13 protein-coding genes are annotated in these 14,599 nt (G+C 72.5%); 7 read left to right on the top strand and 6 right to left on the bottom strand.

Annotation, left to right across the window (positions count from 1 at the left end; all coding sequences use genetic code 11):
- The first annotated feature begins 8 nt into the window (after window positions 1-8).
- From ACQP00_RS39985 to fxsT, 7 genes are all read left to right on the top strand, one after another.
- Window positions 9-488, top strand: a complete 480-nt coding sequence (locus ACQP00_RS39985) for a hypothetical protein (protein ID WP_433206691.1) — start codon at window positions 9-11, stop codon at window positions 486-488.
- A gap of 20 nt (window positions 489-508) precedes the next feature.
- Window positions 509-682: a hypothetical protein gene (locus tag ACQP00_RS39980; protein WP_433206688.1), complete on the top strand. Its 174-nt coding sequence runs from the start codon at window positions 509-511 to the stop codon at window positions 680-682.
- Window positions 639-2,111 (top strand): FxsB family cyclophane-forming radical SAM/SPASM peptide maturase, encoded by a 1,473-nt coding sequence (locus ACQP00_RS39975; RefSeq protein ID WP_433206685.1) that lies wholly within the window; start codon window positions 639-641, stop codon window positions 2,109-2,111. The genes ACQP00_RS39980 and ACQP00_RS39975 overlap by 44 nt, the downstream gene beginning before the upstream one ends.
- Window positions 2,000-2,914 (top strand): aKG-HExxH-type peptide beta-hydroxylase, encoded by a 915-nt coding sequence (locus tag ACQP00_RS39970; RefSeq protein ID WP_433206682.1) that lies wholly within the window; start codon window positions 2,000-2,002, stop codon window positions 2,912-2,914. Before ACQP00_RS39975 ends, ACQP00_RS39970 begins: the two co-directional genes overlap by 112 nt.
- A 94-nt stretch (window positions 2,915-3,008) precedes the next feature.
- Complete coding sequence (locus ACQP00_RS39965) at window positions 3,009-3,653, top strand: TIR-like protein FxsC (protein WP_433206679.1); 645 nt, start codon at window positions 3,009-3,011, stop codon at window positions 3,651-3,653.
- A complete protein-coding gene (locus ACQP00_RS39960) occupies window positions 3,653-4,783 on the top strand; it encodes a TIR-like protein FxsC (RefSeq protein WP_433206676.1) in 1,131 nt (376 codons plus the stop codon). Before ACQP00_RS39965 ends, ACQP00_RS39960 begins: the two co-directional genes overlap by 1 nt.
- Entirely contained in the window at window positions 4,780-8,649 is a 3,870-nt protein-coding gene (gene fxsT / locus ACQP00_RS39955; protein WP_433206673.1) for an FxSxx-COOH system tetratricopeptide repeat protein, read from the top strand. The genes ACQP00_RS39960 and fxsT overlap by 4 nt, the downstream gene beginning before the upstream one ends.
- 12 nt (window positions 8,650-8,661) lie before the next feature.
- On the opposite strand, the gene ACQP00_RS39950 is transcribed toward fxsT, so the two are convergent.
- The 6 genes from ACQP00_RS39950 to ACQP00_RS39925 form a co-directional block, all read right to left on the bottom strand.
- Window positions 8,662-9,582, bottom strand: coding sequence for an alpha/beta fold hydrolase (locus tag ACQP00_RS39950; RefSeq protein ID WP_433206670.1), 921 nt, complete (start codon window positions 9,580-9,582; stop codon window positions 8,662-8,664).
- A gap of 141 nt (window positions 9,583-9,723) precedes the next feature.
- A complete protein-coding gene (locus tag ACQP00_RS39945) occupies window positions 9,724-10,311 on the bottom strand; it encodes a hypothetical protein (RefSeq protein ID WP_433206667.1) in 588 nt (195 codons plus the stop codon).
- 7 nt (window positions 10,312-10,318) lie between these two features.
- A complete protein-coding gene (locus ACQP00_RS39940; RefSeq protein WP_433206664.1) occupies window positions 10,319-11,158 on the bottom strand; it encodes a carbohydrate ABC transporter permease in 840 nt (279 codons plus the stop codon).
- Complete coding sequence (locus ACQP00_RS39935) at window positions 11,155-12,126, bottom strand: carbohydrate ABC transporter permease (RefSeq protein ID WP_433206661.1); 972 nt, start codon at window positions 12,124-12,126, stop codon at window positions 11,155-11,157. The genes ACQP00_RS39940 and ACQP00_RS39935 overlap by 4 nt, the downstream gene beginning before the upstream one ends.
- 13 nt (window positions 12,127-12,139) lie before the next feature.
- Window positions 12,140-13,435, bottom strand: coding sequence for an ABC transporter substrate-binding protein (locus ACQP00_RS39930; protein ID WP_433206658.1), 1,296 nt, complete (start codon window positions 13,433-13,435; stop codon window positions 12,140-12,142).
- A gap of 67 nt (window positions 13,436-13,502) precedes the next feature.
- On the bottom strand, window positions 13,503-14,483 hold the full coding sequence (locus tag ACQP00_RS39925) for a LacI family DNA-binding transcriptional regulator (protein WP_433206655.1): 981 nt from the start codon (window positions 14,481-14,483) through the stop codon (window positions 13,503-13,505).
- Window positions 14,484-14,599: the final 116 nt, after the last annotated feature.

Genomic DNA, 14,599 nt, shown 5'->3' with positions numbered 1-14,599 from the left:
GTGGACTCATGCGGATCGGGATCACCGGCCACACCAATCTCACCGACAGCGCTGCAGAGCTGATCTACACCGCCCTGCTGCACCACCTGCGCTCCTTCGCCGACCCCGAGATCATCGGCGTGACCTGCCTGGCCGACGGCGCCGATCAGCTCTTCGCCCGCGCCGTGACCGAGGTGGGCGGCAGCTATGAAGTCGTGCTCCCGGCTCCCGACTACCGGCGCGTGGCGGTGCCGCCGGGGCGCCGACGAGCCTTCGACTCCCTGCTGGCGGGGGCGCGGGCGGTGCTCTCGACCGGCGAGCCGCGCTCGGGCGTACGCGCGTACGTGGCGGCGAACCGGATCATGCTGGACCGCGTTGACCATTTGCTGGCGGTGTGGGACGGGCATGAGCGGGACGACCCGGGCGGCACCTCGGACGTGGTCACCCTGGCGCGGGACCGCGACCTGCCCATGACGGTGATCTGGCCGGCCGGCGCGGAACGCGCCTGACCGCCCATCCGGGGGACAGCATGGAGCATGACGAGCAACCTGACGAGCCGGTCGGCGATCCGGTCGAGGACCTGAGCCGGACGCCGCTCGGCGAGATGCCGATCGAGCTGGCCGACTACCTGGTGCGTTGGGTGGAGCGGAGGTCGGACGATGACACCGCCCTCCACATCGCCAGGTTCGGCTCGTCGATCTGAGCGCCCCGCGCTCGGCGGCGCGATCAGCCAGTACGTCCTGAAGGTCGCCGCCCGCTGCGACCTGGCGTGCGATCACTGCTACGTCTACGAGAGCGCCGACCAGACCTGGCGGGGCCGGCCGCACTGCATCGACGCGTCGACTGTGGACGCCGCCGCTCGCCGGATCTCCGAGCACGCGGACCGGCACGGCCTGGCGCGGGTGCGGGTCGTCCTGCACGGCGGGGAGCCGCTGCTGGCCGGCGCCGACCGGCTGCGGGACATCGTCGACCGGCTGCGCGGGGCGCTCGGCGACCGGCTCGAGCTCAGCCTGCAGACCAACGGGGTCCTGCTCGACGAGCGGCTGTGTGCGCTCTTCGTCGAGCAGGGCGTGCGGGTCGGAGTCTCGCTCGACGGCGACGCGACCGCCCATGACCGGCATCGGCGCCGGGCCGACGGGCGGGGGAGCCACGCCGAGGTCCGTCAAGCGCTCGCCCTGCTGCGGCGGCCCGGGTTTCGCGCCGCCTACGCCGGGCTGCTGTGCACGGTCGACCCGGCCAACGACCCCGTTGCCGTGTACGACGCGCTCGTGGCCGAGGAGCCGCCCGCCATCGACTTCCTGCTGCCGCACGCCAACTGGGAGCGCCCGCCCGTCCGCCCCGGTGGGGAGGGTGTGCCGTATGCGCGGTGGCTGCTGGCCGTACACCGGCGATGGGTCGAAACGGGAAGGCCCGTGCGCATCCGGCTGCTCGAATCGCTGCGCGCCACGATCGGCGGCGGGACGGGCGACACGGAGGCGGTCGGCCTGGGCCCGGCCGCGCTCGTCGTGATCGAGACCGACGGCGCCTTCGAGCAGGTCGACGCGCTCAAGACCGCCTTCGAGGGTGCGCCGGCGACCGGCCGGTCGGTCTTCACCGACACCGTCGACGACGTCGCGGCGCACCCGCAGATCGCGGTTCGCCAGATCGGGCTGGCCGGGCTGTGCGCGACCTGCCGCGCCTGCGCCGTCGTGCGGCACTGCGGCGGCGGGCACTTCGCGCACCGGTACCGCGACGGGCACTTCGACAACCCGTCGGTCTACTGCGCCGATCTCAAGGCCCTCATCGCCGGCCTGTTGCCCCGTCCGCCCCGCCCGCCCGGGCTGGACCAGGACTTGCTCGACGACCTCGGCACCGGCCACGGATCCTCCGCCACGCTGGCCCGGTTGACGGTTGTCCAGGACTCCATCGTCCGCGTGTACCTGGCCGTGCTCGGGCCGCGGGCCGACCGGGACCGCTCGCCGCGCCGGCCTGGACGTTGCTGCGCGAGCTCGACCGCACGCACCCGGCGGCGGTCCGGGCGGTGCTCGCCCACCCGTTCGTGCGGACCTGGGCCGCGGCCGCGAGTGGGTCCGGCCGGGATCTGGGCGGGTTCGCGGGTCTCGCCGCCGCGGCCGCGCTGCGGGCCGGCGTGACGGCCGAGCTGATGGTGCCGGTCCGGGACGGTGTGGTCGTGCTGCCATCGCTCGGGGCGATCGAGGCCGGGCCCGGCGTGCCGGCGGTGCGCCTGCGCATCGCGGACGGGACCGTGGCCGGCGATCCGGCCTGGCGGCGGGCGCGCGAGCTGGGGGCGCTGCGGCTGGACGACGTCGACCCGTACCGCGACTGCTTCACTCTGCCGGTCGCGCCGCGGCTGACGGGGGAGGAGGCCGAGGCCTGGACCGCACGTCTCGGCGCGGCGCTGCGGTGGATCACCGAGCGGGTCCCGCAGTATCGGCCGGGGCTGGAGACCGTGCTGCGGGTGGTCGTGCCGCTGCGACCCGGCCCGGGCTCCGGCCTGCGCAGTGCGGCCGCGCGCACCGCGTTCGGGGCGGTCGCGGTCGGCCTGGCGCCGGACGCGCCGAGCCTGGCGACGCTGCTCGTGCACGAGGTGCAGCACCTCAAGCTCGGCGCCGTCCTCGACGTCTGCCACCTGTTCGACCAGGCCGACCCGCGTCGGATCATGGTGCCCTGGCGGGACGATCCGCGGCCGGTCGAGGCGGCGCTGCACGGGTGTTACGCCTTCGCGGCGGTGGCCGAGGTGTGGCGGCACCAGCGCGAATCGGAGGCGGGGGAGCGGTCCGCGCGGTACCGGGGCTGGGTCGTCGCGGTCATCGGGCAGCTGCTGACCGGCGGTGGGCTCACGCCGGCCGGGTGCGGTTCGTCGAGCGCCTGCGGGGGACCCTGGACGGCTGGTGATCCAGTGACCGTTCGGCTCGGCCCGCGCTCGGTCGGATGACACAACCGTCGATCCGGTGTCGCGATGCCCGCGCACCGGCGGGGGCCGCTACGGTTGGGGTGGCAGCGATTCGTCATCGAGCCTGGAGCGGCGTGTGACGGACGAGCGACCCGAACCGGCGCCGGACGCTCCGGTGTTCTTTCTGAGCTATGCGCGGGCCGGTCACTCCCGGCCGGAGGTGGTGCAGGCGCTCCACTCCCGCCTGTCCGAGCACGTCGACGAGATGATGGCGCTGCCCGCGGGGCGCCGGCCCGGCTTCGTCGACCCGTCGCCCGCCGGTGGTCAGAAGTGGACCGAGGAGCTCGCCTTCGCCGTCGGGCACTGCCAGGTGTTCGTGCCGTTGCTGTCGGCGCGGTACTTCAGCAGCGAGTGGTGCGCCCGGGAGTGGGACGCCTTCGCTCGCCGGGACGTGAAGCCCCAGATCGCGGGGGCTGACCGGGGCACCTCGGTGATTCCCGTCGTGTGGAACGCCCTGCCGCCGGACGCGGGGCTGCCCGAAGCGGTCGCGCGGATCCAGCGGTTCACGCCGACCGGGCCGCCGCCCGATGTGGCGTCCGCGTACCGCGACGAGGGCATGTACGGGCTGTTCTGGATCGGCGACCCCGGCCGCGGCATGTTCGAGGCGGCGACCTGGCGGCTCGCCCAGCGGGTGGTCCGGGCCGTGTACGAGCGCTGGGTCGAGCCCCGGGTCACCACGGACATGGCGGCCCTGCGCGACGATTTCGGGGCGGTGGCGTGATGGGGCAGGCGGGTCGCGACACGTACTTCTTTCTCAGCTACGCCCGCCAGGCGCCGGTCGAGCCGGACACCTCCGGGATCACCGCGAACTTCTGGGAGCGCAAGTTCTTCGACGACCTCGGCACCGCGCTCGAGCGCCATCCGGGTCGCGACGGCGGGCTCGGCGCCGGCTTCTTCGACGGGCTGCTGCCGGCCGAGGTCGACGCCGGTCGCGCCGCGGCCGATGCGCTGGCCGCCGCGCAGGTGTTCGTCCCGCTGTACTCGCCGCGGTACTTCGACAACGCCTGGGCCCTGCGCGAACGGGAGTCGTTCGCGGCGCGGCTGCTTGCCGCCGGGCTCGACGCCGAGGTGGCGGCGCGGCACACCGTGCCGGTGCTGTGGACGCCGTTCCCGCCGTGGGCAACGCGGCCCGAGGCCGGCCAGGCCATCGAGGCCGTCGCCGACGCGCCGGAACTTCGGGGCCGCACGGCCGACTACGAGCAGAACGGCCTGCGGGTCATGAGCCGGCTCGACGCCTACGCCACCGTGTACGCCGACATCGTGACGGTCCTCGCCGCGCGGATCGTGTCCGCGGCCGGCACGGAGCCGCTGCCGCGCGCCGCCGGCCCGGTCGGCTCGCCCGCCCGCGGCGTGCGCTCCCGGCTGGTCATCAGTGTCCTGGCCCCGGACGCCGGGGTGGCCTGGCATCCCTACGCCGGGAGCGGGTACGTCCGGCCCGTCGCCGGATGGGTCGCCGAGACCGCCGAGCGGCTCGGCCTGCCGGCGCGGGTGGTCGAGCTCGCCGACATCGATCGGGACACCGCCGAGCCCGTCCTGGTGCTCGTCGACGGCACCGCCGACGCCACGACGGTGCGCATGCGGCTCGCGGGCCTGCCGCCCTGGGCCGTGCCGGTCGTGGTGCCCGGGGTCGACGGCGCCGCGCCGCGCCGCGACGCGATCGAGGCCGCGGCGTCCAGCCTGGCCCCGGTGTACCGCGTCGACCAGCTCGGGCGCGTCGTGCGGTTCGCCGTGTTCCAGGCCCGCAACCAGTACCTCAAGCGGCTCTCGCGCAGCTGGCCGTCCGCCGAGCGGCGGCTGAGCCTGCGCACCGATGTCGACGAACCGCGGCGGAGTACGGAAGAGGAACGATGACGCGGGACGAGGGCCAGGTCATCACGTTCTACTCGTACGCGGGCGGCACCGGCCGGACCATGGCGCTGGCGAACGTCGCGTGGATCCTGGCCGCCAACGGACACCGCGTGCTCGTCGCCGACTGGGACCTCGAGTCGCCCGGCCTGCACCGGTTCTTCACCCCGTTCCTCGACCCGATGCAGGTGGCGACCACCGGGGGCGTGGTGAACCTGCTCGGCGAATACTCGTGGGCGGTCGTGGAGGACTCGGTCGACCGGCCCGCCGGCTGGTATCGCGACTACGCCAGCGTCGCGCCGTACGCGTTCCCGTTGCACTGGGAGTTCCCCGAGGGCGGCAGCCTGGACGTCATGCTGGCCGGGCGGCACAACCTCGACTACGCCGCGCACGTCGCCGGCCTCGCCTGGGAGACGTTCTTCGACCTCGGCGGGGCGCAGTTCCTCGACGCGCTGCGCGAGGACATGAAGGCCCGCTACGACTACGTGCTGATCGACAGCCGCAACGGCCTGAGCGACGTGGCCGACATCTGCACCCTGCACCTGCCCGACGTGGTCGTCGACTGCTTCACGTCGAGCTACCAGGGCATCGACGGGGCCGCCGAGGTGGCGCGCCGCCTCAGCGAGTACGAGGGCCCGCACGTGCGGTCGCGGCGGATCCTGCCGGTGCACATGCGCGTCGACGACGGCGAGAAGGCGAAGGCGGACGCGGGCCGGTCGTACGCCCGGCGATGCTTCCCCGGGCTGCCCAAGGGGATGTCCGAGGAGGAGCGCCGCTTCTACTGGCTGACGGTCGAAGTGCCCTACCGCAAGTACTACGGCTACGAGGAGATCCTGGCGACCTTCGGCGACGAGCCGGGCTCGCGCAATACGCTGCTGTCCGCCTACGAGGCGCTCACCGGGTACATCACCGGCGGGCAAGTGACCGCCCTGCCGCCGGTGGCGGAGCCGCTGCGCGCCCAGACGCTGGCGAAGTTCAACCGCAAGCCGGCCGTGGCCGACGACGTGATCGTGCTGCAGTACGCCGCGGAGGATCAGGCCTGGGCCGAGTGGGTCGGCGGCGTGCTCGTCGCCACCGGCGTACGGGTCGCCGACCCGGCCGAGGTTCCCGAGCCGCACATCGCCTCGCGCCCCCTCGTGCTCGTCTCGCGGGCCAATCCCTGGCCGGAGCCCGACGGCACGGCCCTGGTCCTGTACCTCGACGACACGCCACGGCTGCCGGACGTCCTGTTCGAGAACTGGATGTCGATCGCCGACACCGGGCGCGCCGACGCCGCGGGGCGCCTGCTCCGGCTGATCGGGCTCGAGCCGGATGGCGCCGCCCCGAGCCCGGCCCAGTCCGTGCCGCGCTTTCCCGGTGAGGCCGCGCTGGCGTTCAACGCGCCGGGCCGCAACGTCCGGTTCACCGGCCGCGCCGAGGTGCTGCGGCGGTTGCGGGTACAGCTGCGCGACCTCGGCGGCCGCCGGGCGGTGGCGCTGCACGGCCGTGGCGGCGTCGGCAAGACCCAGCTCGCGACCGAGTACGCGCACCGGTTCCGGGGCACCTACGACGTGGTCTGGTGGGTGTCCGCGTATCCGGCCCAGTTCATCGACGTCGAGTTCAGCCGGCTCGACCAGGAGCTCGGCCTGCCCCACCAGCCGCATGTGCCCGACCGGGTCCGGGCGGTCCGGCAGTGGCTGCAGCGGGCCGAGCCGCGGCCGGACGGTGCGCCGCCGCGGTGGCTGCTGGTCTTCGACAACGTCGACGACTACCGCGACGTCGCGGACTACATCCCGGCCGGACACGGCGACGTGCTGATCACGACCCGCCGGTCCGCCCTCGACGACGCCGTCGTGCCGTTCGAGGTCGGTGCGTTCGAACCCGACGAGAGCGTCGAGCACCTGGTCGCCCGGGTCGGAGCCGACCGGATCTCGAGCGCCGAAGCCGTCCAGATCGGTGCCGCCGTCGAGCACCTGCCGATGTTCGTCGCGCTGGCCGGGGCGCTGCTCGCCGACACCGGCACGCCGGTGGCCGACTACCTCGCCGGCCTGGTCCCCAGCGATCCCGGCACGGGCCCGGCAACGGACGTCTGGGACCTGTCGCTGGACCGGTTGCGCGAGGAGTCGCCCGGCGCGTTCCGGCTGTTGCAGCTGGCGGCGGTGCTCGCCCCGGACATCTCGCTGGAGCTCGCGTACAGCGAACCGGTCGCGCGGATCGCCGCCCGGCACGACGAGCGGGTCCGGGCCCAGCTGGCCGTCCGCGGCAGCGAGCGCAGCGCCGTCATCGGTCTCGTGCAGAGGCTCAACCGCCTGGCCCTGGTGAAGCTCGATCAGGAGGGCCGGCAGCTGCAGGTGCACCAGTTGCTGCAGGCGGCGCTGCGGGCCCGGATGAGCGACGAGGAGCTGGCCGAGGTACGCGCCGAGGCGCAGCTGATCCTGGCCGGCGCGCGGCTGCCGGGCGAGGTCGACGACCCCGCTGTGCAGCAGCGGCTCCGCCTGGTGTGGCCGCACCTGGAGAACACCGATGCCATCGAGAGCGACAACCCGGACGTCCGGCAGCTGATCATCGATCATGTCCGCTACATGCTGCTCCTCGGCGGCTACCAACCGGGACTGGCGTACGCCCGGGAGGCCGACGCGGCCTGGATGGCCCAGCTCGACGCGCTGCCGGCGGACGACGCCCGGCGTGAAGAGCTCCTCGTGCAGCTGTTGCACCTGCGCTACCACCAGGCCAGCCTGCTGCGCGGCCTGGGCCGGTTCCAGGAGTCGCGCCGCCTCAGCGAGGAGACGCTGCGCGAGCAGGAGCGGCGCTTCGGCGCGCACCATCCGCAGACGCTGTGGACGGCCAACGGCTACTGCGGCGACCTGCGCGCGCTGGGCCTCTACCGGGAGGCCCTGGAGTGCGGGCTGCAGATCTACGAGGCCTCGGTCGCCGAGATCGGACCGGAGGAGTGGCAGTCGCTGGTCATCGCCGGCAACGTGGCCAAGTCGCACCGCCTCGTGGGCGACTACCGCCGCGCGCTCCAGCTCGACCGGGAGACGTACGCGACCTGGCAGCGCCGCTTCGGCCCCACCCACCCGCGCACGCTGCTCTCGGCCAACAACCTCGCCCGCGACCTGCGTGAGATGGGCGAGTACGGCGAGTCCGTGGCGATGCTGCGCACGGTGCTCGTCGGCTACTGGGAACTGCTCGGCAGCGAGTCCCGCGAGGCGCTGACCGCCCAGGTCAACCTGGCGGCGTCGCTGCGCGGTGCGGGCGAGCTGGCCGAGGCCGCGGAGCTGGTCGAGGAGGCCTGGACGCGGCTGCGGGAGCGGTTCGGCGCGGAGCATCCCGACACGGTCCTCGCCCGGCTGTCCCGGGTGGCCACGCTGCTGACCCGGCAGACCGGCCGGCGCGTGTCGGCCGAGCTGCTGGAGATCGAAGCCACGCTGATCCGCCTCTTCGGCCCGGTGCACCCGTACGTCCTGGTGGGGCGGGTCGACCTGGCGGTCGCGCGGTGGGACGAGGGCGAGCCGGTCGCGGGCCGCGCGCTGGCCGCCGAGTCCGCCGCCGCGCTGGAGGCGTCACTCGGCCCGGAGCATCCGTTCGTCCTGGCCGCGCTCAACAACGCGGCCGTCCAGGCGATCGGCGACGTCGCGACGGCCGCCGACGCGGACCGTCTGGACCGGGTGGTGCACCGGCTCGAGGCGGCGCTCGGCGCCGATCACCCCGACGCCTTGCGCAGCCGGGGCAACCTGGCGATCGCCCGGGAGGCCACCGCCCGCAGCGCCGGCCCGGAGCGCGACCGGGTGGCGGATCGGCTGGCCGACCGGGTCGGCCGGCAGCATCCCAGCGTGGTCGCCCTGCGCGCGGGACGGTACGTGCGGCTGATCCTCGATCCGCACGTCTACTGAGGCGCCCGGTGGTCAGCGCGGCGCGGTCGGCCGGCGCCCGCGGCTGAGCCGGCCGAGCATCTGCGGCAGGACCTCCATGGCGCCGAAGTGCCCGGCGTCGCGCTGCTCCTCGAACACGGCGCCCGGGATGGCGTCGGCCAGCCACCGGGCGTGGTCGACCGGGGCGAACGTGTCGTGCTTGCCGTGCCAGATCAGCACGTCGGTCCGGGCCGCGTCGACCGAGCCGAGCGGGAACTTCCAGCCGCGCCGGAGCGCGAGCACGTCGTCGATCCAGCCGTACGGGCCGTTGTCCAGGGCCTCGCGGTAGGAGTCGAGGATCTGGCGGCGCAGCCCGGACTGATTCACGACCTGCCGGTCCAGGGCGGTCATCTGCGGTTCGAGGTGGGCCATGAGCACCTGCGGGTCCCGCCGGGCGAGGGCGGCGCGGTGGCCGATCTCGGCCTCGACCGCGTCGACGTCCGGTGCCTCCCGGCCGAAGCCGCGCACGTTGTCGGCGTTCATGCCGGAGTACCAGTCGAGGTCGGGCTCGTCCGCCGGCGCGAAGCCGACCAGGACGGCCACGCTGGTGATCCGATCGCGCAGGTCCGGATCGGCGACGCAGGCCAGGGCGTGCGGTCCGCCGCCCGAGCGGCCGACCACGGCGAACCGTTCGAGGCCGAGCTGGTCGGCCACGGCCTCGACGTCGTGCGCGGCGTCGGCGACGTCGCGCCCCTCCCGCCGGTCGGACCGGCCGTAGCCGGGGCGGTCGTAACACACGAGCCGGATGCCGTGCCGGTAGAGCGAGATGCTGCGCGGGCGCGGACCGATGCGGCAGCCCGGCGTGCCGTGCATCAGGAACACCGGGAAGCCGTCCGGGGCGCCGGCGACCTGGTAGGCAACCTTCCGCCCGTCGTCGCGGAACGCGAAGAACGGAATATCGCCGTCGCCGGACATGAGGCCGCCTTCCCGGGCATCGCCCAGGGCCACGAGTGAGCGAAGCGCCCTGTCCCCGGACGGGCGCTTCTGTCACTGAGCCTAACGGCGGCGCCCGGCCGGACGCTACGCGAACCGACAAGACCCGGCGGCGATTGACGGCTACGCGATACCAGCCGACTTCACCAGGCGGGCCGTCACCGCATGCGCGGCGTACAACCCGTAGCCCACCAGCAGCGGTGCCGTCAAAGGAACCAGCAGAGCAAGCACGGCGGCGACGGCCGACACCCCGGCCACCGCCGCCGCCGTGCCCGGTTGCCGCCATGTCGTCGCCAAGGCCCACTGCACGGCGCTGCGCCAGCCTGAGGGGGTCGTGGACCTTCCCAGGTGGACGAGGGCCAGCATGGCGATTGCGAGCAGCACGGCGGCCGCGGCGCCGGTGCCGGCCAGCGCGGGTGACCCGCCCGGGACCCGGCCGGCGGCGACGGCGCCGACGTTGAAGACCAGCAGGAGGACCAGGGCCGCGGTCAGGAGGGACGCCAGGAGGCCGGGGAGCAGGGAGGCCCGGAAGAGGCGCCACATCGCGCGCGGGGAGACCTTCTCGCCGCGGGCGATCACGCAGATCGCGGCCGAACCGGTGCGCAGGGCGGCGCCGGCCGTCACCAGGGGGGCGGCGGCCACCGTCACCGCGATGCCCACCAAGGCTACGTCCGCGGCCAGGGTCACGGTCTCCTGCCAGTCGCGTTTCATTTGACGGTCAACCCTTCAGGCCCGAGGTGTTGATGCCCTCGACGAGCATGCGCTGGAAGGCCAGGAAGAACAGGAACACCGGTACGAGCGACAGGACCGACATCGCGAACATCGGGCCGACCGAGACCTGGCCCGAGGAGTCGATGAAGGACCGCAGCGCGACCGGGACCGTGTTCTTCGTGGTCTCCGAGACGTAGACCAGCTGGCGGAAGAAGTCGTTCCAGGTCCAGATGAACGAGAAGATCGCGGTGGTCACCAGGGCCGGTCTGGACAGCGGCAGGATGACGCTGCGGAAGACGCCGAACGGGGAGCAGCCGTCGATCTTCGCGGCCTCGTCCAGTTCGCGGGGGATGCCGCGCATGAACTGGACCATGAGGAAGACGAAGAACGCCTCGGTGGCCAGGAAGTGCGGCACCACCAGGGGCAGGTACGGGAACTCGCCGCCGACCAGGCCCAGCTGCTTGAACAGGATGAACTGGGGGACGATCAGGACGTGGCCGGGCAGCAGCAGGGTGCCGATCATGATGGCGAACCAGATGCGGCGGCCGCGGAAGCGCAGGCGGGCGAAGGCGTAGGCGGCCAGGAGGCAGGAGGCGGCGTTGCCGACCACGACCAGCAGGGCCACGAGCGCGCTGTTGGCGAAGAACCGGCCGAAGGCGACCGAGGCGCTCTTGAAGTGCGTCCAGCCGTCCGGGTAGTTGCCCGGGGTCCAGCTGTCCGGCCAGATGGAGACGTTGCTGAGCACCTCTTCCTGGCTCTTGAACGAGCTGCCCACCATCCACAGCAGCGGGTACAGGATGATCAGCAGGATGGCGAGGATCGCGAGGTACCGCGGAATGGCCTTCATCGCTCGTCCCCTCCGTCGGAGTAGTGCACCCAGAAGCGGCCGGTGCTGAACAGCACGACCGTCAGCAGGCCGATCGCGGCGAGGAAGACCCAGGCCAGTGCCGAGGCGTAGCCCATCTCGTAGTCGGTGAAGCCCTTGATGTACAGGTAGAGCGTGTACATCAGGGTGGAGTCGACCGGGCCGCCGGTGCCGCCGGAGATGACGAAGGCCGACGTGAAGCCCTGGAAGCCGTGGATGGTCTCCAGCACCAGGTTGAAGAAGATGACCGGCGACATCATGGGCATCGTGACCGAGCGGAATTTGCGCCAGGCCCCGGCGCCGTCGACCGCGGCCGCCTCGTAGAGCTCGACGGGCACCTGCTTGAGGCCGGCCAGGAAGATGACCATCGGCGCGCCGAACTGCCAGACGGCCAGCAGGATCAGCGTGCCGAGGGCCCAGTCGGGGTCGTTGACCCAGCCCTCGCCGTGCACGCCGAACAGGGCCAGCAGGCGGTTGAACGAGCCGTCGCGGTTGAACATCGAGTACCACACGAAGCCCAGCGCCACGCTGCCGCCGAGCAGCGACGGCAGGTAGAACAGGCCCCGGAAGAACCCGACGCCGCGCATCTCGCGGTTGAGCAGCAGGGCCACGCCGAACGCGGCCGCCAGCTTGAGCGGGACCGCGATGACGCCGAACAGCACCGTGACGGTGACCGCGTGCCAGAAGGCCGGGTCCTCGGTGAACATCCGCGTGTAGTTGTCGAAGCCGACGAAGTGCAGCTCCGACCAGTCCGACAGGATGTCGTAGTCGGTGAAGCTCAGCAGCAGCGAGCCCAGCATCGGCAGGAGCGTGAACGCCCCGAAGCCGAGCAGCCAGGGGGAGAGGAAGACGTAGCCGGCCCGGCCCTCGCGGCGGACCCCCCGCCCGGATCCCGATGGGACCCGGGCGGAGTGTCGCGGCGGTGTCCGTTCCGTGGTCGTGACAGCCACTGGAAGGGTTTCCCTACTTGGAGATGGCCGTCTTCACGGCGGCGACGAACGCGTCGGCGGCCTGCTGCGAGGACGCCTTGCCGGACTGCACCGACTCGGCGGCCTTGATCAGCTCCGAGCGCAGGGTGCTGTGGCCCTTCAGCGGGACCTGCGGCGAGGGGCCGAAGGTCTTGCCGAGCGTGTTCTCGACGTCGATCGAGGTCTTCATCGACTTGTCGGTCACGCTGCCCTCGACCGCGGTGCGCACGTCGAGGTTGGAGGGCAGGCCGCGGTCGGTGCCGAGGACCTTGCCGGCCTCGGGGTCGTTGGCCAGGAAGTTGATGACGTCGACGGCGACGTCCTTCTTGGAGCTGCCGCGGTACACCGAGAAGTACATCGACGCGCGCGCCCACTGCGCCTTCGGGTCGCCGGGGTAGGCGATCACGCCGAGCTCGTCCTTGGTGTTCTTCTGCAGCTCCGGCAGCTGGTTGACCCAGACCCAGGAGGTAAGGGCTTTCCCGGTGACCACGAGTTGCTTGGTGATGTCGGTGGCGTTGCCCTCGCGGATCACGTCCGCGGTCGGCGTCGCCTTGTTGTCGCGGGCGCCCTTCCACAGGTCGAACCAGGCGGTCACGTCCTGCGCGGTGAAGCCCAGTTCCTTGCCCTTGTACAGGTCCTTGCCCTGCTGGCGCAGCCAGACCCAGAAGGCCTTGTAGTCCGCGCTCGGGTCCTGCGTGCCGGCCGTCTTGGTGGCGGCGCCGGCGGCCTGCGCCCAGGAGATGAAGGACTCCCAGGACATCCCGGTCGTGGGAGGTTGCACGCCCGCGGCCTTGAGCCGGGTCTGGTTGTACACCAGGCCCTGCGTGTTCTCGCCGAACGCGACGCCCGCCAGCTTGCCGTCGACCTCGCCGTACTTCCACAGGCTCTCGGGGAACTTCGACGTGTCCAGCTTGCCGGACTTCTGGTACGTGCTCAGGTCCAGCGTGACGTTCCGCGACGCGTACTCGGTCAGGTAGTTGTCGTCGATCTGGAAGATGTCGGGCGCCGCGTTGCCGGCCGTGAGCGTGGCCAGCTTGTCGAAGTAGCCCTGGTTGGCCTGCCACGTCGTCTTGAACGTGACGTTGGGGTGTTTGGCCGTGTACAGCTTGAGCGCGTCCTCGGTGAGCTTGGCGCGGGCGTCGCCGCCCCACCAGAAGAAGCTCAGCTCGACCGGCTCGGTGGAGTCCGCCGAGGGGGATGACCCGGCGTCGTCACCGCAGGCGGCGAGGGGCACGAGCAGAACGGCCGCGGCGGCGATCGCGAGCAGCCGTCGGCGAGGGGTTCCGGACATGGAAGTTTCACTCCTAGGCATTGAGCGCCGTAGCGAACAACGGATTGGCCGAGCGCGCGAGTGGGGTTCAGACCGGAGCGGGGCCGGTCGAGTCGCGGACGACCAGTTGGGTCTGGAGCGTGACAAGTGCGGTGGAGCGATGGTCTTCGTCGTGGTGCAGCAACATGTCCACGGCCGCCCGGCCGGCGGCCGCGGTGGGGGTCGCCACGGTGGTGAGCTTCGGGCGCACGATGCGGCTGAGCATGATGTCATCGATGCCGATGACGCTGAGCTCCTCCGGCACGCGCACATTGCGGTCGTGCAGGGCCTCGAGCAGGCCGATCGCCATGAGGTCGTTGTAGGCCAGCACGGCGGTCGCCCCCGTTGCCAGCAGCGCCGCGCAGGCGGCGGAGCCGGCCGACTCCGTGGGCTGGAAGGGCCCCAGGACCGTGAGCGTGGCGCCCGCGACTCGCGCCGCGGCGGTGGCGGAGCGGCGGATCTCCCGGTTGGTCCACGAGCCGCGCGGCCCGCCCAGCAGGGCGATGTCGCGGTGCCCGAGGCCGACCAGGTGTTCGACCGCGGTCCGGGCGCCGCTGGCGACGTCCATCACGACCGCGGGAAGCCCCTCGACGGGCCGGTTGACCACGACCAGGGGCACCTCCTTGCGGAGCTTCTCGATCAGGTCGTTGCTCATGCGCGGGCTGCACAGCAGCACGCCGTCGACCTGCTTGGCGAGGGCCTGGACGAGTTGCTCCTCGACCACGGGATCCTCGTTGGTGTCGGCGACGAAGAGGTGGTAGTCGCGCTGGCGCGACTGCGCCTCGGCGGCCTTGATGAGCGGGGGGAAGAACGGGTTGGCGATGTCCGCGACGATCAGGCCGATGTTGTGCGTCCGGCCGGTGATCAGGGCCCGGGCGGCCCGGTTGGGCCGGTAGCCGAGGCTCTCCGCGGTTGACAGCACCCGGCTGCGCGTGTCGGGGTTGACCAGGTGGGGCGCCGAGAACGTGCGCGACACGGTGGAGACATGGACGCCGGAGGCGCGGGCGACATCTCGGATCGTGGCGGGCACGTGGGGTCCTCTCGGAGGAGCGTGACGGTGACCTGGGTCACCGCGGTGGTGCCAATTATGCAAACGTTTGCTCCCGTGTCAACGCCCCTCGATGCGATCTAGAGCGCGGTATTGAC

This window comes from Dactylosporangium sp. CS-047395 (assembly GCF_050942185.1).
In the GTDB taxonomy this organism is placed as follows: domain Bacteria; phylum Actinomycetota; class Actinomycetes; order Mycobacteriales; family Micromonosporaceae; genus Dactylosporangium.
This window is presented reverse-complemented; position numbering and strand designations above follow the sequence as displayed.

Excerpts from the sequence above, each read along its gene's own strand:
- ACQP00_RS39985 (WP_433206691.1), top strand. The coding sequence starts at position 9 with ATGCGGATCGGGATCACCGGCCACACCAATCTCACCGACAGCGCTGCA.
- ACQP00_RS39980 (WP_433206688.1), top strand. The coding sequence starts at position 509 with ATGGAGCATGACGAGCAACCTGACGAGCCGGTCGGCGATCCGGTCGAG.
- ACQP00_RS39930 (WP_433206658.1), bottom strand. The coding sequence starts at position 13,435 with ATGTCCGGAACCCCTCGCCGACGGCTGCTCGCGATCGCCGCCGCGGCC.
- ACQP00_RS39960 (WP_433206676.1), top strand. The coding sequence starts at position 3,653 with ATGGGGCAGGCGGGTCGCGACACGTACTTCTTTCTCAGCTACGCCCGC.
- fxsT (WP_433206673.1), top strand. The coding sequence starts at position 4,780 with ATGACGCGGGACGAGGGCCAGGTCATCACGTTCTACTCGTACGCGGGC.
- ACQP00_RS39940 (WP_433206664.1), bottom strand. The coding sequence starts at position 11,158 with ATGAAGGCCATTCCGCGGTACCTCGCGATCCTCGCCATCCTGCTGATC.
- ACQP00_RS39945 (WP_433206667.1), bottom strand. The coding sequence starts at position 10,311 with ATGAAACGCGACTGGCAGGAGACCGTGACCCTGGCCGCGGACGTAGCC.
- ACQP00_RS39950 (WP_433206670.1), bottom strand. The coding sequence starts at position 9,582 with ATGTCCGGCGACGGCGATATTCCGTTCTTCGCGTTCCGCGACGACGGG.
- ACQP00_RS39975 (WP_433206685.1), top strand. The coding sequence starts at position 639 with ATGACACCGCCCTCCACATCGCCAGGTTCGGCTCGTCGATCTGAGCGC.